At 71.3% G+C, this 19053-nt stretch carries 17 protein-coding genes and 1 tRNA gene; 9 read left to right on the forward strand and 9 right to left on the reverse strand.

Going from position 1 to position 19053, the window contains the following annotated elements; genetic code table 11:
* The first annotated feature begins 62 nt into the window (after window positions 1-62).
* The 3 genes from EDD29_RS31435 (at window position 63) to sthA (ending at window position 3320) form a co-directional block, all read left to right on the forward strand.
* Window positions 63-1037 carry a chorismate-binding protein gene (locus tag EDD29_RS31435; protein WP_123667914.1) on the forward strand — a complete coding sequence of 325 codons (975 nt, stop codon included), beginning with the start codon at window positions 63-65 and terminating at the stop codon, window positions 1035-1037.
* Window positions 1021-1830: an aminotransferase class IV gene (locus tag EDD29_RS31440; RefSeq protein ID WP_123667915.1), complete on the forward strand. Its 810-nt coding sequence runs from the start codon at window positions 1021-1023 to the stop codon at window positions 1828-1830. Before EDD29_RS31435 ends, EDD29_RS31440 begins: the two co-directional genes overlap by 17 nt.
* Before the next feature lie 86 nt (window positions 1831-1916).
* The gene (sthA, locus tag EDD29_RS31445) at window positions 1917-3320 is read left to right on the forward strand and encodes a Si-specific NAD(P)(+) transhydrogenase (protein WP_123667916.1); all 1404 of its coding nucleotides are present in this window, start codon (window positions 1917-1919) and stop codon (window positions 3318-3320) included.
* Between the two features lie 82 nt (window positions 3321-3402).
* Here sthA and EDD29_RS31450 read toward each other — a convergent pair whose 3' ends face one another.
* The gene (locus EDD29_RS31450) at window positions 3403-3822 is read right to left on the reverse strand and encodes an SsgA family sporulation/cell division regulator (protein WP_123667917.1); all 420 of its coding nucleotides are present in this window, start codon (window positions 3820-3822) and stop codon (window positions 3403-3405) included.
* A gap of 346 nt (window positions 3823-4168) precedes the next feature.
* On the opposite strand from EDD29_RS31450, the gene EDD29_RS31455 reads away from it, so the two are divergent.
* The gene (locus EDD29_RS31455; protein ID WP_123667918.1) at window positions 4169-4528 is read left to right on the forward strand and encodes a TIGR02611 family protein; all 360 of its coding nucleotides are present in this window, start codon (window positions 4169-4171) and stop codon (window positions 4526-4528) included.
* A 15-nt stretch (window positions 4529-4543) separates the two neighbouring features.
* Here the strand turns inward: EDD29_RS31455 and EDD29_RS31460 are convergent, their stop codons facing one another.
* On the reverse strand, window positions 4544-5611 hold the full coding sequence (locus tag EDD29_RS31460; RefSeq protein WP_123667919.1) for an endonuclease/exonuclease/phosphatase family protein: 1068 nt from the start codon (window positions 5609-5611) through the stop codon (window positions 4544-4546).
* A gap of 87 nt (window positions 5612-5698) precedes the next feature.
* Between EDD29_RS31460 and EDD29_RS31465 the strand changes: the two genes are divergently transcribed.
* Together EDD29_RS31465 and EDD29_RS31470 are read left to right on the forward strand one after the other, a co-directional pair.
* On the forward strand, window positions 5699-6394 hold the full coding sequence (locus EDD29_RS31465) for a response regulator transcription factor (protein ID WP_123667920.1): 696 nt from the start codon (window positions 5699-5701) through the stop codon (window positions 6392-6394).
* Entirely contained in the window at window positions 6387-7481 is a 1095-nt protein-coding gene (locus tag EDD29_RS31470) for a sensor histidine kinase (RefSeq protein ID WP_123667921.1), read from the forward strand. Before EDD29_RS31465 ends, EDD29_RS31470 begins: the two co-directional genes overlap by 8 nt.
* Window positions 7482-7606: 125 nt before the next feature.
* Here the strand turns inward: EDD29_RS31470 and EDD29_RS31475 are convergent, their stop codons facing one another.
* From EDD29_RS31475 to EDD29_RS31505, 7 genes are all read right to left on the reverse strand, one after another.
* Window positions 7607-9760: a galactose oxidase early set domain-containing protein gene (locus tag EDD29_RS31475; protein ID WP_170201666.1), complete on the reverse strand. Its 2154-nt coding sequence runs from the start codon at window positions 9758-9760 to the stop codon at window positions 7607-7609.
* Window positions 9761-9809: 49 nt separating this feature from the next.
* A complete protein-coding gene (locus EDD29_RS31480) occupies window positions 9810-10277 on the reverse strand; it encodes a hypothetical protein (protein ID WP_148086156.1) in 468 nt (155 codons plus the stop codon).
* Between the two features lie 269 nt (window positions 10278-10546).
* Window positions 10547-10618, reverse strand: a tRNA-Val gene (locus EDD29_RS31485).
* Window positions 10619-10732: 114 nt separating this feature from the next.
* Entirely contained in the window at window positions 10733-11065 is a 333-nt protein-coding gene (locus tag EDD29_RS31490) for a hypothetical protein (protein WP_148086157.1), read from the reverse strand.
* Between the two features lie 209 nt (window positions 11066-11274).
* Window positions 11275-11658 (reverse strand): roadblock/LC7 domain-containing protein, encoded by a 384-nt coding sequence (locus tag EDD29_RS31495; RefSeq protein WP_123667925.1) that lies wholly within the window; start codon window positions 11656-11658, stop codon window positions 11275-11277.
* Window positions 11655-13811 (reverse strand): sensor histidine kinase, encoded by a 2157-nt coding sequence (locus EDD29_RS31500; protein ID WP_123667926.1) that lies wholly within the window; start codon window positions 13809-13811, stop codon window positions 11655-11657. The genes EDD29_RS31495 and EDD29_RS31500 overlap by 4 nt, the downstream gene beginning before the upstream one ends.
* Before the next feature lie 224 nt (window positions 13812-14035).
* Window positions 14036-15085, reverse strand: coding sequence for an enoyl-CoA hydratase/isomerase family protein (locus EDD29_RS31505; protein ID WP_211360040.1), 1050 nt, complete (start codon window positions 15083-15085; stop codon window positions 14036-14038).
* Window positions 15086-15309: 224 nt separating this feature from the next.
* Here EDD29_RS31505 and EDD29_RS31510 point away from each other — a divergent pair, with 224 nt between their 5' ends.
* The 3 genes from EDD29_RS31510 to EDD29_RS31520 all read left to right on the forward strand — a co-directional run bounded on the left by EDD29_RS31510 (window position 15310) and on the right by EDD29_RS31520 (window position 19051).
* Entirely contained in the window at window positions 15310-16527 is a 1218-nt protein-coding gene (locus EDD29_RS31510) for a CoA transferase (RefSeq protein WP_211360042.1), read from the forward strand.
* 150 nt (window positions 16528-16677) lie between these two features.
* On the forward strand, window positions 16678-18069 hold the full coding sequence (locus tag EDD29_RS31515) for an amidohydrolase family protein (RefSeq protein ID WP_123667927.1): 1392 nt from the start codon (window positions 16678-16680) through the stop codon (window positions 18067-18069).
* A gap of 124 nt (window positions 18070-18193) precedes the next feature.
* Window positions 18194-19051 carry an acyl-CoA thioesterase gene (locus EDD29_RS31520; RefSeq protein WP_123667928.1) on the forward strand — a complete coding sequence of 286 codons (858 nt, stop codon included), beginning with the start codon at window positions 18194-18196 and terminating at the stop codon, window positions 19049-19051.
* Window positions 19052-19053 lie beyond the last annotated feature (2 nt).

Genomic DNA, 19053 nt, shown 5'->3' on the forward strand with positions numbered 1-19053 from the left:
GAGGGTCCAGGGCCTGGTGAATCCGGGTGCGAGTGGTGGGTTCCGAGGGTGAAACTAGGGGTATGGATGCGTTCGCCCACGTGGGGGGTCTTCTGGCCACAGACCTGGCCGAGGTCTCCTCCGATCCCGCCGTGCTCGACGGGCGCGGCTGGTGGGCTGTGGCCGTCACCTACGAGGGCAAGGTGACGTGCGCCCGGTTCGAGCACGTCCGTCCCGCTCCGCACCCGGACGGGCCGTGGCGGCCGCCGGGCCCGTGGCGCAGTTCGCTGGACCGCTCCGCCTACGAGCGGGGCGTCTCGGAGATCCGCGCCGCGATCGCCGACGGCCTCGTGTACCAGGCGAACCTGTGCCGGGTGCTCTCCGCACCGGCTCAGGACGGGATCACGGGACTGGGCCGCCGCCTCGCCGACGCCCACCCGGCCCCGTACGCGATGACGCTCAAGCTGCCGGGCCTGGAGGTCGCCTGCGCGAGCCCGGAGCTCTACCTCTCCCGTGACGGCGACGTCATCGCCTCCGGGCCGATCAAGGGCACCGGACGGACGGAAGCCGACCTTCTCCCCAAGGACCACGCCGAGAACGTCATGATCGTCGATCTGGTCCGCAACGACCTGGGACGGGTGGCGCTGCCCGGCACCGTGGAGGTCCCGGCGCTGTGCGCGGTGGAGCACCATCCGGGCCTGGTGCACCTCGTCTCGACGGTCCGCGCCCGGACGCCCGCGGGCTGGCCGGAGATCCTCGCCGCGACCTTTCCGCCCGGATCCGTGACGGGCGCGCCCAAGGCGTCGGCCCTGGAGCTGATCGAGCGGCTGGAGCCCGTGGCGCGCGGCCCGTACTGCGGCGCCATCGGCTGGGTGGACGCCGACCGGCGCGCGGCCTCCCTGGCGGTGGGCATCCGGACGTTCTGGATCGAGGACGGCCTCGTGCGCTTCGGCACGGGCGCCGGCATCACCTGGGGGTCCGATCCCGCGCGAGAATGGCGGGAGACGGAGTTGAAGGCCGAACGGCTACTGGAGGTGGCGGATGCTGGTCTGGACTGACGGCGAATTCGGGCGCGATCAGGTCAGCGTGGTCGACCACGGGATCACCGTGGGCGACGGCGTGTTCGAGACGATCAAGCTCGTGCGGGGAGTCCCGTTCGCCTTGACGCGGCACCTGCGCCGGCTCGCCTTCTCCGCCCGCGGCCTGGGCCTTCCCGAACCGGACGAGGGCTTCGTGCGCAAGGGCGTCGAGGAGGTGCTGGCCGAGGCGGACCCGTGGGAGCTGGGCCGCGTGCGGATCACCTATACGGGCGGCCCCGGGCCGCTCGGCTCCTCGCGCGGCGACCAGGGCACCACGACGATCGTGATCGCGAGCGAGCAGAAGCCGTTCGCTCCGACGTCCCGGGTGGCGACCGTCCCGTGGCCGCGTAACGAGCGGGGTCCTTTGACGGGCCTGAAGACCACCTCCTACGCCGACAACGTCATCGCGCTGGCGAAGGCCGCGGAGGTCGGCGGGGACGAGGCGATCTTCGGCAACCTGGCGGGGAACCTCTGCGAGGGCACAGGCTCGAACATCTTCGTCGTCGCGGGCGGGCGGCTGATCACGCCGACGCTGGAGAGCGGCTGCCTGGCGGGCGTCACGCGCGCGCTGGTACTGGAGTGGACCGACGCCGAAGAAGCCGACGTGCCTTTCGAGGCGCTCGGCACGGTGGAGGAGGCGTTCCTCACGTCGACGACCCGGGACGTCCAGCCGATCACCTGGATCGACGGGCGGGAGCTTCCGGTCGGTGAGCTGACCCGTGCCGCGGCCCGGGAGTTCGCGATCCGGTCGGCCGAAAAGGTCGATCCCTGATCCGTAAAGGGACGTTCTTCGGGGACCTCCCGCTTGTTACACGAAATGCCTTATTCCGGCGGCCGCCCCGGGTTCAGACTGATGCCGTGTACGACTTCGATCTCCTCGTGCTCGGATCAGGACCGGGCGGCCAGAAGGCCGCCATCGCCGCCGCCAAGCTCGGCAAGAAGGCCGCCGTCGTCGAGAAAAGGAACATGCTCGGCGGCGTTTGCATCAACACCGGGACAATTCCCTCAAAAACCCTGCGCGAGGCCGTGCTGTACCTGACCGGCCTCAGCCAGCGCGAACTCTATGGGCAGAGCTACCGGGTCAAGGACGAGATCACCGTCACCGATCTCGGCATGCGCACCCAGCACGTCATCGGCCGCGAGATCCAGGTGATCCGCAGCCAGCTCGGCCGCAACCACGTCCACCTGTTCGAGGGCACCGGACGCTTCCTCGACGCCCACACCATCGGCGTGTCGGGCGCCGAGGAGAAGAAGGTCACCGCCGAGAAGATCGTCATCGCCACGGGCACCTCCCCCGCCCGGCCGTCGAGCGTGGAGTTCGACGACCGCACCGTGATCGACTCCGACGCCATCCTCCACCTCGACCGGGTTCCCGAGACCCTCGTCGTCGTCGGCGCGGGCGTCATCGGCATCGAGTACGCCTCCATGTTCGCCGCGCTCGGCACCAAGGTGACCGTCGTCGAGCGGCGCGAGCGGATGCTGGAGTTCTGCGACCTGGAGATCGTCGAGGCGCTCAAGTACCACCTGCGCGACCTCGCCGTCACCTTCCGTTTCGGGGAGAGCGTCGCGGCGGTCGAACGCCGGCCGCGCGGGGCGATCACCGTCCTGGAGAGCGGCAAGAAGATCCCCGCCGACTGCGTGATGTACTCGGCGGGACGGCAGGGCAAGACCGCCGAGCTGTGCCTGGACGCCGCGGGCCTGGCCGCCGACCCGCGCGGCCGCATCGAGGTGGACGAGCACTACCGCACCGAGGTCCCGCACATCTACGCGGTCGGCGACGTGATCGGCTTTCCCGCCCTCGCGGCCACCTCGATGGAGCAGGGCCGCCTCGCCGCCCAGCACGCCTTCGCCGAACCGGTCGCGGACATGCACGAGCTCCAGCCGATCGGGATCTACACCGTGCCGGAGATCAGTTTCGTCGGGAAGTCCGAGGACGAGCTGACCCGCGAACGCGTCCCGTTCGAGGTCGGCATCTCCCGCTACCGCGAGCTGGCGCGCGGCCAGATCATCGGGGACTCCTACGGCATGCTCAAGCTCCTGGTGTCCCCGGACACGCGCAGGCTCCTGGGCGTCCACGTCTTCGGCACCGGCGCGACCGAGCTCGTCCACATCGGCCAGACGGTGATGGGCTGCGGCGGCACCGTCGACTACCTCGTGAACACGGTGTTCAACTATCCGACGCTCGCCGAGTCCTACAAGGTCGCGGCCTTGGACGCGATGAACAAGATGCGGGCGATCGAGCGGCTCAACGCCGAGATCTGATGAGTTGTGAGATGCGTGGAGCCCCGCGCGAGCCGGGTGTGGTCGCGGCCGGCGCAGGGCTCCACGGTCAGAGCGGGAGGTGTCAGGACGACCAGAGCAGATGCTCGAGTTCGGCGTCCATGTCGACGAACTCCGATTCGCGGCCGGCGGCCACTATGTCGTAGGTCTTGTGCAGGAAGTCCGCCATCGGCGTCAGCGGCACGTCGAAGAGCGCGTTGCCGAAGGGCGACGACAGGGCGAGATGCAAGGTCCGGTCGTTCTCCGGTCCCGCGGGCCACACCTGGACGTCGCCGTCGCCCGCCCGGCGCTCGATGCCGATCGTCAGCAGTTCCCGCGCGAAGATCCATTCGACGGGGTCGTCATTGCCCACATGGAACGACATCCTGATCGCGTAGGGGTCGTCGGCTGCGTACTCCAGGGTCGCCAGAAGTGGCACTGTGGAGCGATCGGGCACAACAAGCCGAAGGCCCAGCTCCGCGGAGACGGTGGTGCTGCCGTTCATCGCCATTCCTTCGCGTCGGGCCCGTTGCTCGAGCATGAGATGAGGACTGCGCCTCAATGACGGGTGTCCCCCTGATCTATGACGCGTAACTGCGAGAACACGTCAGAACATTCCCAGCACCAGGCCACGAGAGACCCTGACCGAACGTGACCAAAACCACTCTGACCTGCGAGAACGCCTACGGGCAGGGGCTGGGAAGTCTGACTCCCGAGTAAGGTTTGTCACCCGGCGGGACGTGGATCAGCCGTCGCGGGAAGGACTTTTCACGTAGGGTGAAACCGTGGCGATTGACCAGGAAAATGACCTCGAGGGCCGTGGGGGCCGCCTCGAGCGCTTCCGAGCGGTGATGCGCTCGAACCCCCTGCTCTACACGACCTGGCGCGTCGGTGTGTTCACCGTCGGCGTCGCGGTCCTCATCGCGGGACTGCTCATGATGGTCCTCCCAGGACCGGGCATCCTCGCGATCATCGTCGGCTTCGCGATCCTCGCGACGGAGTTCGTCTGGGCCCAGCGCGCCCTCGGCAAGGCCAAGGCCGCCGCGGAACGCGCCAAGGAGAAGGCCCTCGACCCCCGTGCCCGCCGCCGCAACCTCATCTTGGCGATCATCGCGGGCATCCTCGTGGCGGCCCTCGTCGTCGCCTACCTCTATGTCATCGGCCTGCAACTCCCCTGGAACGCCGACTGGAGCAGCATCAACACCCGGTGACGCCGCCCGCGGTGCTCACCAGCCGATGCGGGCCGCCACCGGCAGGTGGTCGCTGCCGGTGGCCGGCAGGGTCCACGCGCTCTCCGGTGCCACGCCCCGGACCAGGATCTGGTCGATCCGCACCACCGGGAACTTCGCCGGCCAGGTGAAGCCGAGGCCGTCGCCTGCCGCCTCCTGGGCCGAGCGCAGCCGCGAGGTGACGCCGTCGAACGCGCGGTCGTCCATGGTGCCGTTCAGGTCGCCGAGCAGCACCACGCGGTCGTTGCGCTCGGCGGCGAGCGCCTCGGCGAGCGCCTGGGCCCCTCGGTCGCGATGGGCCGTCCAGAACCCCTCCCGTGGGTTCACGCGCACGGACCCCAGGTGCGCCACGTACACCGCCAGCGGCCCCTGCGCCGTGGCCACCGTGGTGCGCAGCGCCCTGTTGTAGGTCAGCTTGACGTCGGCGGGCTTGGCGTCGCCCAGCGGCCCCGCGTCCATCTCGGTGTCGACCGGCCGGGTGTCCGACAGCGGCAGCCTGCTCCACAGCCCGACCGTGCCCTGCACCGTGTGGTACGGGTACGCGGTCGCCAGCTCCTTCTCGTACGTGCCCAGGACCTGCGGGGCCAGCTCCTCCAGCGCCAGCACGTCCGCTCCGGAGGCCGCCAGGTCGCGGGCGGTACCGGCCGGGTCGGGGTTGCCCGCGCCGACGTTGTGGCCGACCACGGTGAGGTCGCCGCCCGGGTGGGACCGGTCGCCGAGCAGCCCGCCGAAGAGGCTCAGCCACACCACGACGGGCAGCAGAAGGGCGACCGTCCCGGAGACGGAACGGCGCCAGAGCGCCCCGGCCAGCAGCACCGGGATGAGCAGGCCGAACCACGGCAGGAAGGTCTCCACGAGGCTGCCGAGGCTCCAGATCCGGTTCGGGATCACCGCGTGCAGCAGCATCACCAGGCCGAGAAGCAACGCCGACGCCGCGAGGACGAGGCCGCGCCTCCAGGCCGCCGGCCTGGTCACCCGGCGGACGCGCGCGAGCCGGGCGCCGGAGCCGGTCTCCCGGAGGTCGGAGCCGCCCTGTCCGGTGGTTCGGGTCGAGGTTCTGGTCATCCGGCAAGTCAAGCCGACAGGGTGTTGCCGGGGTGTATGCGGTCGGCGATATGCCGACGATACGCGCGGGCTCGTAGCCTTGACGACATGCGTGTGCTGATCGTGGAGGACGAACCCTATCTGGCGGAGGCCATCCGTGACGGCCTGCGCCTGGAGGCGATCGCGGCCGACATCGCGGGCGACGGCGACACCGCTCTGGAACTGCTGGGCGTCAACGCCTACGACATCGCCGTCCTCGACCGCGACGTCCCCGGGCCGTCCGGCGACGAGATCGCCGAGCGCATCGTCGCGTCCGGCAGCGGTATGCCGATCCTCATGCTCACCGCGGCCGACCGGCTCGACGACAAGGCCTCAGGATTCGGGCTCGGCGCCGACGATTACCTCACCAAACCCTTCGAGCTCCGGGAACTCGCGCTCAGGCTCAGAGCGCTCGACCGCCGGCGGGCCCACCACAGACCGCCCGTCCGTGAGATCGCGGGGCTGCGGCTCGACCCGTTCCGCCGAGAGGTCCACCGGCACGGCCGCTACGTCGCGCTGACCAGGAAGCAGTTCGCGGTGCTCGAAGTCCTCGTCTCCGCCGACGGCGGTGTCGTCAGCGCCGAGGAACTCCTGGAACGCGCGTGGGACGAGAACGCCGACCCGCTCACCAACGCTGTGCGCATCACCGTCTCGGCGCTGCGCAAGCGCCTCGGCGAACCCTGGATCATCGCCACCGTGCCGGGCGTCGGCTACCGCATCGACACGGGACCGGGGACCGGACACGAGGGAAGAGACGGTGCGTAGGGCCCCCGGGCTCAGCGCTCGCCTCAAACTCACCCTCAGCTACACCGGATTCCTCCTGCTCGCCGGCGCCCTGCTGCTCGCCGCCTGGTCGGTGATCCTCCTGGGATTCCAGCGGCGGGCGATCGACGCGCAGGGGCTGGTCTTCGCGGTTCCGGGCGCCGGCCTCCTGCGCTCCTTCGCGCCGTCGGCGGCCGCGGTCATGGCGTTCCTGCTGGTGTTCGGCCTCTCGGGGGGATGGATCCTCGCCGGCCGCATGCTCGCCCCGCTGACCCAGATCACGGACGCCACCCGCGCGGCCGCGAACGGATCGCTGTCCCACCGGATCCGGCTGCCCGGCCGCAACGACGAGTTCCGCGAACTCGCCGACGCCTTCGACACGATGCTCACCCGGCTCGAGGCGCACGTCGCGGAACAGCGGAGATTCGCGGCCAACGCCTCCCACGAGCTGCGCACCCCGCTGGCGATCTCCAAGGCGCTCCTCGACGTGGCCCGCGCCGATCCGGCACACGACACCGGCGAGGTCATCGAGCGCCTCCGCAACGTCAACACCCGGGCGATCGACCTCACCGAGGCACTGCTCCTGATCGGCCGGGCCGACCAGCGGTCCTTCGCCCGCGAGCCCGTCGACCTGTCCCTCATGGCGGAAGAGGCCACCGAGACGCTCCTCCCCCTCGCGGAGAAGCACGGCGTCGCCATCGAGACCTCCGGCGACATCGCCCCCACGAGCGGATCACCGGCCCTTCTGCTGCAGCTGGCCATGAACCTCGTGCACAACGCGATCATCCACAACCTGCCGGCGCGGGGCACCGTGTGGGTCGGCACCGGCGTCCGCCCCGGGACGGTGGTCCTCACCGTCGAGAACACCGGCGAGCAGGTCGCCCCGAAGCTGGCCGCGACGCTCACCGAGCCCTTCCGCCGTGGCACGGAGCGCCTGCACACCGACCACGCGGGCGTCGGCCTGGGCCTGGCGATCGTCAAGACGATCACCCAGGCGCACGACGGAACCCTCACCCTGCTCCCCCGTCCCTCCGGCGGCATCCGCGTCACCGTCGAGCTCCCCCGGACGACCGCGCACCCCGACGGCTGACCCTGCGGGAGCACACTTCCGCGGCCCTCCACCGGCGACGGCGAGCCTGTACCCGGGACGGAACGCAGCGGTCGCAGCGCTCTCCGGGGAGGTGCTGCGACCGCTGCGGGCGGCGCTGTCGAGGACTAGCCCACGTGGATCCATCTGGCGACGGAGGGCAGGCCCTTGGCGTCGGTGGCGAAGAGCATGTACCAGCCGGGAGGGGCGATGCTGCTCTTGCCGGTGAGCTTGAACTTGACCGTCTTGCCGGTGACGGTGAGCTTCTCCGGGGCGACGGCGCGCTGGTTGGGGTCGGAGGAATGGGTGACGGCGGCCGGACGGATCAGCCAGGCGGTCTTGATCTTCCGGTTGGTCTTGAAGGTGTAGGTGTTGCCGTAGGCCCAGTACCGAGTGCCGACCCCGGTGATCTTCGGGCGCGGGCCCTTGAAGAAGTAGGGCGGCTTGTAGATCGAGATCCGGGTGTCGTAGAAGTTACTGGCCGGGTTCGACCCCTGCGCCATGACGGCGCCGTTCGGCAGCAGGATCGAGGAGTTGTGGTAGGTCCGGCCGACGGGATCGGCGGCCATGGGCGTCCACTGGCCGGGCTTCTTCGGATCGAAGACGGAGGCCTCGTGGGTGTATCCGGCGCGGTTGCCGCGGGAGCCACCGGTCTCGAAGACCTTCCCGTCGGGGAGGATGACGGCCGACAGGTACACCTTGGGCGTCAGCAGATCGGGGCCGCGCTTGAAGCCCGCCCCCGCGTCGTCGAGGTCGACGATGTCGGTGTGCTGGTGCGCGCCGTCCTGCTGGCCCTGAGCCGTGCCGTTGAAGTTCATGCCGCCGAGGACCATGACCTTCTGGTTCTGGGCGGGCGGCAGGAGCAGGCTGGCGGCCTGGTCGCGGGCGTGGTCCTGGCTGAGCCCGCCGACCGGGGTCCACTTCTTGGTCTTGATGTCGAGGAAGCCCGGGCCGAGGAACGGCTCGCCGTCGGAGTAGTTGTTGCCGTCGTTGTTGCCGGTGGGGTGGCCGAAGACGCTGGCGCCGGTGTAGAAGAGCCGGTTGTCCTGGGTGAGGATGAGCGAGGGGTAGGTGGCCCAGTTGATCCCGGTCTGCACGACCTGGTTCTCGGGCAGCCACTTGCCGCCGGTCTTGGAGTTCTTGTCGTACTTGAACAGCTCGGTGACACGCGAGATCTGCTGCCTTCCGCCCGCGTACTCACCCGCGTAACCGCCGACGGTGTAGACGTCGCCGTTGCCCAGGACCGTCGCCGACGGGTACCAGTGCCCGTCGCTCATGTCGTTCGTCTGGATGTACTTCTCGTCGAACGGGTCGAAGAGGTAGGAGCGCTCCTCGCCCAGCCAGCCGTCCTCCTGGGGAACGTAGTCCGGGTACTTCTTCGTCCCGCCCATCACCAGGACGCGGCCGTCCGAGAGCTGGACGTGGCCCGCGCAGAACATGTCGGACGGGGTGCCGATCTTCTTGTACGTGTTCTTGATCGGGTCGTACAGCCAGCTGACGAGCCGGCCGGCTTCCAGGCGGTTGTCGAAGTTGGCGCGGTTGTTGCCCGATCCGGCGATGAGCAGGACCTTGCCGGTGACCAGGAGCACGGCGTGCATGGCGCGCACGCCCTTCTTGAGGCCCGTGCCGCCGTCTCCCGTGTCGCCCTCGCCGTCCGGGACGGGGTCGCCGAACTCACGGACCGCCCACTTGCCCTGGGTGCAGCCGTTCGGGTCGGTGCACACGCCGGTGACGCCCGGAGCCCGAACCGCCGTGTAGTCGTCCGTGGTGATCTTGCCCTTGCCCTCGACGGCGAGGCCGAAGCGGATCGCGGTGGTGCCGTCGGGGGCGAAGGGCGTGCGGACCTCCACCCGCTTCCACTTGGCCGAGGCGCCGCCGACCGCGAGGTCCTTCCACTTGTGCCACTTGCCCTTGGCGTCCTTGCGGAAGGTCACCACCTTCATCTTGGCGGTGTCGCTCTTCAGGTAGAACGACAGGTCGAACCGCTTGCCGCCCGTCGTCTTGATCGCGCAGGCCGGGGTCTGCACCAGGGCGCGGGCGCCCGAGACCCGCACCTTCATGTCGATCTGGACGGCGCGCTTGCCTGAGCGGCCCGCGACGACCTTCGTCTTGGCGGTGTTGTGCCCGGTCGACCAGGTCGTCCAGCATTTGGGGAGCTTGCCCGCCATCGTTTCGAGCTTGGGGTTGGGGACGAGGTTCGGCGCCGCGCTCGCCGGCGCGGGGATCGCCGCCGGGACGGTGGCGGTCACCGCCACCGCCAGACCGGACAGCAGCGCGCGCACTCGCGGATTGTGCGTCTTCATCATGGCTCCGGGGAATTCTGGGGGCCCGCTAGTCGCAGGCGATCTTGTTCTTGTCGGGATCGAGGCGCTGCCGGTCGGTGCCCACGACCCGCACTTCGCCGAACCCGTTGATCTTCAGCCAGAGGCATTTATCGGAGTACGCGGTGATGCCGTCGGGGAACACCCACGGCACGCACTGCGTCGGCTCCCCGTAAGCGGGGTCGCACCCGTCGTTCGATGTCCCGTCGGCCTTGGGGGAGGTCGACGGGAGTCGGGTCTCGCGCAGGTCCGTCGCCTGGGGTGTGACGGCCTCGGCCGTCGGTGTCGTCTCCGGCGGCGTGGGCACGATGCCCTCCCCGTCGTCCGGTGCGAGGAGCGCGTCCGCCTTGGCGGGACCCTCCTGGCCGGGAAGCGCGTGCTGCGTGCCGAGATAGACGCCCGTGCCCGTGATGCCGAGTGCCACGACGCCCGCCGCGACGGCGATGCGAACGCGTTTGGTGCCCATTGTCGTGATCAAGCCCAACTTCGCCAGAATGCCGTGAAAGTTCCAGGCATGCCCAATGATCACCGGATGCTAGCACCGGCCCGCGCGGCTCCCGGGAGATCGTGATTGTTAAGTCAATTATCGTTATCACCCGGCCGCGGCAGGGCCGAGAAGCCGCCGTAGGCTCGCGAACCGGCGAACCCGAGGAAGGTCGAGGCGACGTCGCCGCCTCCGCCCCCCAGAGACGCCAATGGCCGGTTTCCTTGACGGAAACCGGCCTCTGACCTGCTGATCAATCCGGGTGGGCGATACTGGGTTCGAACCAGTGACCTCTTCGGTGTGAACGAAGCGCTCTCCCACTGAGCTAATCGCCCGGGTGATCGTCCCGGGCTGCCCCGGCAACGGGGTTAAGACTAGCGTGTTTCGGGGGTGGTTCGCACATCGATTGGGGAAGGGGCGGGGAGGCGGGGTTTCCGGGTGTTTCCGGGCTAGACGGTGAGGGTGCGGCAGCCCAGGGCGGAGGCCAGGGTGCGGGCCGCGGAGGCGGCGGCGGATACGGGGGCCAGGCGGCGGGGGTGGGGCCACAGCCAGAGGTAGTGCCAGCCGGCCTCCGGATCCAGGCGGCAGGAGACCTCCTCCCGGGCGTCGGCGCGGGTGACCGCGAGACGTTCTGGGCGGCCCGCTTCGGGGGGGAGGAGTTCGGTGCGCAGTTCGGGCCAGCCGCGCCGGACGGCCTGGGCCAGCGCCGCCAGGTGGGCCGTACCGGGGTCGGGGGAGCCGGGGGCCGGCGGCTCCGCGGCCTCCGTGATGTCCATGCTCATAACGGTGACGGTAGAGGCGCGCGGGCTCCCCGGTCCATCATGTTTCGCGGCGTTGCTCGCAGGAAAATCGAGAGATCCGGTCCGGCGCCCCGATCGTGGTGCTTCCACAGCTTCCATCCCCTTTGACAGATCACGTGGATCACGCGGATCCATCCTGGAACGGCGAAGCCGCGCCCCCTGCGGGGAACGCGGCTCCACGGTGACCCGGATCAGGTCGTGCGGGCCGCGGCCGTGAGGTGGCGGCTGACGCGCTTGATGAGGAGGGCCATCTCGTAGGCGACCTGGGCGGCCTGGGCGCCCGCGTCGCTGAGCACGGCGAGGCAGGTGCCGGTTCCCGCGGGCAGGACGAAGAAGAGCCTGTCGTCCAGCTCGATCACCGCCTGGTTGACCCGCTCGGCCGAGTAATGCTCGGCGGCTCCCCGCGCCAGGCTGTGGAAGCCCGACGACAGGGCGGCGAGGAACTGGGCGTCCTCGGAGGACATGTTGCGGGACGCGGCCATGACGAGGCCGTCGCGGGAGAGCAGGAGGGCGTGGTGGACGGGGATCACCCGGTCCACCAGGTCGTCGAGCAGCCAGTTGAGTTCGCCGGTCACGGTCTGTTCCGTTCGTCAGTCGGGTCGTCGCCCTGGCCGTCGCGTCCGCGCGCCCAGCCGTACTGGAGCGAGGACATGAGGGCGCGGCTGGACTCGGGGTCTGGTTCCTCGAAGTCGTCCTCGACAGGGGGCGGCGTGGTCTCCGTGCGCAACTGCGGGGCCATGCTCTGCTGCTTGCGGCGGCGTGGAAGCCGTCCGGCCTGCTCGGGGGTGGCGTCCGGTTCGAAGCGGTTGTCGGCCGCGCGCGCCGGGGCGGCGAGCGGGACGGGGCGCCGTTCCGGGGCCGCCATGACGGCCGGGGAAGGGGGCGGCGCGGAGCGGGGCGCGTTGACGGCGGGCCGGGACGGTGCGTCCTGGACGGTCAAGCCGGAGGGGATGAGGACGACGGCGGTCGTGCCGCCGTAGGCGGAGGGCTGGAGGGCGACTCGGATACCGTGCCGGGCGGCGAGCCGCGCGACGACGAAGAGGCCGAGCCGGTCGGAGTCGGCGAGGTCGAACTCGGGCGGCTCGGCCAGGCGGCGGTTCAGCTCCGCGAGCTGGTCGGGGTAGAGGCCGAGACCCCGGTCGATGACCTCCACGGCGAGCCCGTTCGCGACGGCCTCCGCCTTGACCAGTACCTCGGTGCCGGGCGGGGAGAACACCGTGGCGTTCTCGATCAGTTCGGCGAGCAGGTGGATGACGTCGGCGACGACCGCGCCGGTGACCGACGACGAGCGCGCGACCGCGGGCTCGACGCGGGTGTAGTCCTCCACCTCGCCGATGGCGGCGCGGACGACGTCCTCGATGGGGACGGGATGGTCGAAAGCACGCACGGTCGGCTCCCCGGACAGGATCACCAGGCCCTCGGCGTGTCGCCGCATCCGGGTCGTCAGGTGATCGAGTTTGAACAGGTCGTCCAGCTCCTCGGGGCTGGAGGCGCGCCGCTCCATGGTGTCCAGCAACTGGAGCTGACGCTGCAGGAGGCCCTGGCTGCGCCAGGACAGGTTCACGAAGACCCGGCCGATGCTGCGCCGCAGCCTCGCCTCGCCGATGGCGACGTCGACCGCGGTGTGCTGGACGGTGGCGAAGGCGTCGGCGACGGACCCGACCTCCTTGGTCCGCGCGCCGCCGGGCAGGGGCTGTTCGGCGAGGGAGACGTCGATGTTCTCGCCGGCGCGCAGCCGGGCGACCACCTCGGGCAGGCGTTCGTCGGCGAGTGTGTGCGCGGCGCGTTCCAGTACCCGCAGGTCGCCGGTCATGCTGCGGGCGAAGCGGACGGACAGCAGCAGTGAGGCGATCACGGCGATGAGGCCGATGCCTCCGGCGGCGTAGAAGCGCAGCATGATCTGGTCGCCGACGGGCGCGATCTGCTCGTCGAGCATCACGCTGACCGCGCCCATGTTGGCGTACCAGGCGGGTTCCACGTTCGCGACGGCCTGCTGCCACTGGGCCGAGGTCGCCCCCGTCTTGCCCGCGTTGATGCCGCCGTTCCGGATCTGGCCCTCGAGCTGGACATAGCGGCCGAACGGCTCGGAGTCCGCGAACTCTGTGACCTTGGCGCGGAGGTCCTCGTCCAGGGTCGCGATGCCGAGGCGGAAGAACTTGTCGCGGCTGTCGGCCCACCCGCTGAACGCCATGCGGCCGGCGTTGTCGAGTTTGCCGCCGGTGGGCAGCGCGCCGATCAGGGCGGCTTCACGGAGCATGAGGTCGTGCGAGCTGAGCACGTGGATGACCGCGTTGCTGTTGCGGTAGGCGGAGACGTCGTCGACGCTCACCATGCCGCTGAGGAGCTGGATGACGGTGTCGACGATGGTGCTGTACTCGTCGATGATCTGGACGCTCGAGGCGTCGGCGGCGACCTTGCCGCGCAGCCCGGTGAGGGTGCCGAAGGCGTCGTCCAGCGCGCTGACCTGGGTCTTGGACAGGTCGTCCATCGCGTCCTGGGTCTCTTCGGAGAACGCCGCGGTGCGGAACGCGGTCACCGTGCCGTCGGTGTACTGGGTCTGCTCGGCGAACTTCGGCGAGTGGTCGGCGGCCGCGGTGCGTTCCTTCTGGATCGCGTCGAGGACGGCGGCTGTCTGCAGGCCCATGTTGTCGTACTGGGTGTCGAAGTCGAACTTCTTGAGCGCCGCCGTCAGTGTCGTGGTGGCCGCGAAGGCCCACAGGAGGATCAACGACGCCAGCGGCAGGGCAAGCAGGATGGCGAGTCTTCCACTGACAGGGAGGGCCCGGGGGGCACTCCCCCCTCTCGCCGACGAACGTCTACCGCGCACCTCGTACCCCGTCCTCCGTTTAGAAGCGCATTCTTGTACGAGGCAACGTAGTTCTCGGACGGCCGTTGGACCACCGGTTTGCCCGACTTAACCCTAAATCGAAAGCAAAATTAGATCTTCGTGCATCAAGTGAGACGGTCGACAAGTCCCCAGGCCAACGCGGTTTCCACGGTCACGGGGGCGTTCGACAGCGCCAGGTGCAGGGTCCGCCAGCGGCCGATGCGGCGCGGGAGGCTCACCGTGCCGCCCGCGCCGGGGATCAGGCCCATGGCGACCTCCGGCAGCCGGAACGTCGTCCCCGGCGCGGCCAGCACCGTGCCCGCGAACGCCGGAAGCTCCACGCCCGCGCCGACGCAGGTGCCGTGGACCTGCACCGTGACGCGGTCGCGCAGCCGGTGCAAAGGCAGCGCCGCACCCGCGCGCGTACGCAGGAAGTGAGCGGCGGCCAGGTCGTGGGCGGTGCCGAACTCGGCGAGGTCGCCGCCCGCGGAGAAGACGGGACCCGCTCCCGTCACGAGGACGCGGCGGACCGTCGGATCGAGTTCCGCGACGGTGAGCGCCTCGACGAAGGCGTCCCTGAGCCGGCTGCCGTAGGCGTTGCGCCGCTCTGGACGGTTGAGGGTGATGAAGAGGCGGTCGCCTTCCCTACGGAGCAGGACGGGCTCGGCCACCTCGGGAGGTGCCTGGGCGGCTCCCCTGGAGGCGAGCCACGCTGCGAACTCACGTCCGGAGAGAAGGGTCGAGTAGGCGAACGACTCGAGGTCGAGCGCCTGCCGGACGTCCAGGTGCGCGCCCGCGCGCAGCACGCCGCCCAGCGTGAACGCCGCCTGCGGGTTCGCCTCAGCCTGCTCCTGAAGGAGTGCGAGTTCGGCGCGCGGGTCGGGCACCCCCACGTACGGACGGGGAAGGGCACGTCCCGAACGCACGAGCGTGAGGTCCAGGTAAGGGGCGAGCACACGGGCCGTCTCCAGAGGAGTGGCGCCTTCGATGAGGCCGACGAGGACCCGGTCATGCGCGGCGAGACGCTCGACGGCCCTGCCGAGCGCGCCCGGCTTGCGCGGGCCGTCCAGGTCGACGCCGACGACCGGGGAGACGGGCATCCCGTCCTCCCCCAGCACCCCGGCGTCCGCCGCGCCGTCGGCCAGTTCCTCCACGGACATGACCGCGCCGACCATGGACCCTCCCTCAAGATCGTCGCCGCGGCCGAGTCTAGCGCCGGGCCCGCGCGGACCTTCTGGCGGTCCGCCCCGCTCACCGGGGAAGGATCTCGTTAGGCTCACCGCCATGCTCCGCGCGGCTTCGGATACCCGCAGGGCAAGGGGCATGTTCGGCTCGCCCCACGGGGTCGTCAGCACGATCCCGCGAGGGGCGCGAAGGCTCGGCTGTCAGGGAGGTGCGTGTGGAGGACGTCGGAGATGAGGTCGGGGCTTGGGCGCGCAGCGGCGTGGTCGCCCTGACGGGCCGGAACGTTCCGCTGGTACCGCCCGGAACAGGCGCCCGGACTGCTTACGCGCTCGGAAGGCGGTTCACGGAGGCGACCGGAGTGGCCGTCGACGGAGGGCGGCTGCTGTCCGAGCGGGCCGCCTACACCGGCTCCGGACGGCGCGGAAGCGTCTCGGCCGGGGGAAGCTGCCGTCTTCTGCCGTGCCTGGACGGCTGGGCCGCGGTCTCGTCGGCGCGGGCCGACGACCCGGCGCTGCTCGGCGCGCTGGCGTTCGCCGAGCCCGGCGAGGACCCTTGGACCGCCACGGCGCGCTGGCTGCGCGGGCACACCGGCGGGGAACTCGACGCGCGGGCCGCGCTCCTCGGCGTCGCCGCGGGCGCGGTGGCCCGCCCGGAGGCACCGCACCTGCCCGAGGCGGGAAGGCCGCGGCCCGTGGCGGGCATGCTCGTGGTGGATTTCAGCGCGCTCTGGGCGGGGCCCCTGTGCGCTCACCTCCTCGGCTCGGCCGGCGCCCGCGTCGTGAAGGTCGAGACCCCTACGCGGCCGGACGGCGCCCGCGGCGGCGACGCGGCCTTCTACGGCCTCCTCCATGCCGGGCACTCGTCGGTGGTGCTCGATCCGGAGACCCCCGGCGGGAGACGCGCCCTGGCCGCGCTGGTGGCCGCCGCCGACATCGTCATCGAGGCCTCACGGCCGCGCGCGCTGGCCCGCTGGGGGCTCGACGCCGAGGCCGCCGCCGCGTCGGGGAAGACGTGGGTGTCGATCACCGCGCACGGGCGCGCCTCGGACCGGGTGGGCTTCGGCGATGACGTCGCGGCCTCCGCGGGCCTGGTCGCACGTGACCCCTCCGGTCCCGTCTTCGTGGGCGACGCCTTCGCCGACCCCCTGACCGGGCTGACGGCCGCCGTCTTGGCCGCGTCGGAGCCGCCCGCCGGTGCGGGGGTTCTCTGGGACCTGTCCATGACGGACGTCGTCGCGTCCACCCTGCCCGAGTCGCCTACCGGCCTCTCCCCGCAGGCCGTCTCCACCTCTTCGGGATGGGTCGTGGAGACGCCCGACGGTCCGGTCCCCGTGGCTGCGCCCGCCCGGCGGACGGGCCCTACCGGGGCCGCCTCCGCGTCCGGTGCCGACACCGCCTCCGTCCTCGGCTCTCTGGGGATCGCCCTTCCCTGACGCATGAGGCGCCCGCCTGTCCGGCTCCGTCGGTGAGAACCTTCCGCCCTCCCGGCTTTCCTGACGAGCGGGGCGCTCAGGACCGGCCCGCACGCGCGGCACGCGGCGGGCTCGGACGCGGCGTGCGGTGCCTGCCCGTAAGGTGAACGCGTGGATGGGCGGGGGACGCTGCTGCGGGACGCCGAGGTCGACGGGCTCCGGCACGCGGACGTGCGGCTCAGGAACGGCTTCGTCCACGAGGTCGGGCCCGCTCTCGCGCGGGACGGCGACGAGGTCGTCGACTGCGGCGGAAGAGCCCTCATCCCCGGCCTTTGCGACCACCACGTCCATCTCCTCGCCCTGGCCGCGGCCCGGCGCTCGGTGGCCTGCGGCCCGCCGGGCGTCGGCGATCCGGCGGCCCTGCGGGCGGCGCTCGGCGCCGCCGCCCCCGGCCGGGACGGGTGGATCCGCGGCGTCGGATACGTCGAGACCGTCGCGGGCGACCTCGACGCGGCGGCACTCGACGGGTTCCGCGCCGACGTGCCCGTCCGGCTCCAGCACCGCAGCGGCGCGCTGTGGACGCTGAACTCCGCGGCGGTCCGCGCCGCGGGCCTGGCGTCAGGCGACCATCCCGGTATCGAACGGGACGATCGGGGCACCCCGACCGGGCGGCTCTGGCGGGCCGACGGGTGGCTGCGCACCCGTCTGCCGGACGAGGGCGGCACGGAGCTCGCCGAGGTGGGCGCGGCGCTCACCGCGGCGGGCATCACCTCGGTCACCGACGCCACGCCCGATCTCGCGCCCGAGGCGGTCGCCCTGCTCGCGCGGGCCAGGGCGACGGGCGTTCTTCCGCAGCGCGTCCGCCTGCTCGGGGCGGCCGGGCCGCTGCCCGGCGGGCTCACCTCGGGACCGGAGAAGATCGTCATCGCCGACTCCGCGCTGCCCTCGCTGGACGCCCTCACGGCGCGGATCGCCGCGGCCCACGCCGCAGGACGCCCGGTCGCCGCCCACTGCGTCACCTATGCGGCTCTCGTTCTGTTCCTTGTGGCCATCGAGGCCGCGGGCGCCCTGCCCGGCGACCGGATCGAGCACGCCGCGCTCGTCCCGGCCGACCTCCTCGGCACCATCCGGCGGCTCGGCCTGCGGGTGGTCACCCAGCCCGGCTTCCTGGCCGACCGGGGCGACGACTACCTGCGCGACATCCCTTCGGCCGACCACGCCGACCTCTACCGCTGCGCCTCCCTGACGGCCGCCGGCATCCCCCTGGCCCTGTCCAGCGACGCCCCGTACGGGCCGCTCGACCCCTGGACGGTGATCGACGCCGCGGTCCGCCGCCGGACCCGCGCGGGGGCCGTGGCGGGGGCCCCTGAGCGTCTCGGCGCCCGTGACGCGCTGGACCGCTACCTCGCGCCCTCCGACGACCCCGGCGGCCCGCCCCGCCGCGTCAGGCCCGGCGAGCCGGCCGACCTGCTGATCCTGCGGACGCCGTTGGCCGACGCGCTCGCCGCGCTGCCCGCCTCGCCGGTCGATGCCGTGTTCCTGGACGGGCATCGCACCCAGTAGCCAACAAACACCCCACCCAGCAGCAAATCACCGCTTATCTCTTGGCTAGGGTCGCAGACGTAAGACAGGCGTTCCGTACGGCACCGCGGCCGATCGGGACAGGCGAGAAGGCGAGGGGGCCTACATGGGCGCACTGCGGGAGACCCTCGATCTCGAGCGGCTCGACGACCTGCTCTTCCGGAGCGGTTCGGCCGCCACCCGCAACACCCGCGTCTTCGGCGGCGAGGTCGCCGCCCAGGCCCTCATGGCCGCGGGCCGCACCGTGCCCGGCGACCGGCACGTCCACTCCCTGCACGCCTACTTCCTGCGCCCCGGCGACCCCGGCAGCCCGATCGTCTACCAGGTGGACCCGATCCGCGACGGAGGCAGCTTCACCACCCGCCGCACCGTCGCCGTCCAGCACGGCAAGCCGATCTTCCACCTGTCGGCCTCGTTCCACCGGCCGGAGGAAGGCTACTCCCACCAGCCGCCCAAGACCGAGCGGCCCGAGCCGGAGGACCTGCTCCCGGGCGAGGAGGTCATCGCCGCCGCCGACCCCGCCACCCGCGAGTGGTTCGACCGGGTCCATGGCGACAGCCCCCTGGAGATCCGGTTCGCGGAGGAACTGCCCAGGTTCGCGGCATTGCGCGGAGAAAGCGCCCCGCCCATCCAGCGGTTCTGGTTCCGCACCCACGAGACGCTCCCCGAGGACGACCCCCTGCTCCACGCCTGCGCCGTCGCCTACGCCTCGGACCTCCTGCTGCTGTGCAGCTCCGTCGCACCCCACGCCAGGACCCTGGACGGAGGCGACTTCCAGTTCGCCAGCCTCGACCACACCCTGTGGCTGCACGGGGTCCCGCGCGCCGACGACTGGATCTTCTACGACCAGGAGGGCATGTGGGCCGGAGGCGCCCGCGCCCTGTGCCGCGGATCCCTCTCCGACCGGTCCCACCGGCTCATCGGGAGCGTCGTGCAGGAGGGGCTTATCCGTCCCGTGGGCTGAGC

Source organism: Actinocorallia herbida (assembly GCF_003751225.1).
Lineage (GTDB): Bacteria > Actinomycetota > Actinomycetes > Streptosporangiales > Streptosporangiaceae > Actinocorallia > Actinocorallia herbida.

Coding starts and splice junctions, on each gene's coding strand:
- EDD29_RS31465 (WP_123667920.1), top strand. CDS start 5,699: ATGCGTGTGCTGATCGTGGAGGACGAACCCTATCTGGCGGAGGCCATC.
- EDD29_RS31440 (WP_123667915.1), top strand. CDS start 1,021: ATGCTGGTCTGGACTGACGGCGAATTCGGGCGCGATCAGGTCAGCGTG.
- EDD29_RS31450 (WP_123667917.1), bottom strand. CDS start 3,822: ATGAACGGCAGCACCACCGTCTCCGCGGAGCTGGGCCTTCGGCTTGTT.
- EDD29_RS31490 (WP_148086157.1), bottom strand. CDS start 11,065: ATGAGCATGGACATCACGGAGGCCGCGGAGCCGCCGGCCCCCGGCTCC.
- EDD29_RS31435 (WP_123667914.1), top strand. CDS start 63: ATGGATGCGTTCGCCCACGTGGGGGGTCTTCTGGCCACAGACCTGGCC.
- EDD29_RS31505 (WP_211360040.1), bottom strand. CDS start 15,085: ATGGTCGGCGCGGTCATGTCCGTGGAGGAACTGGCCGACGGCGCGGCG.
- EDD29_RS31455 (WP_123667918.1), top strand. CDS start 4,169: ATGCGCTCGAACCCCCTGCTCTACACGACCTGGCGCGTCGGTGTGTTC.
- EDD29_RS31460 (WP_123667919.1), bottom strand. CDS start 5,611: ATGACCAGAACCTCGACCCGAACCACCGGACAGGGCGGCTCCGACCTC.
- EDD29_RS31520 (WP_123667928.1), top strand. CDS start 18,194: ATGGGCGCACTGCGGGAGACCCTCGATCTCGAGCGGCTCGACGACCTG.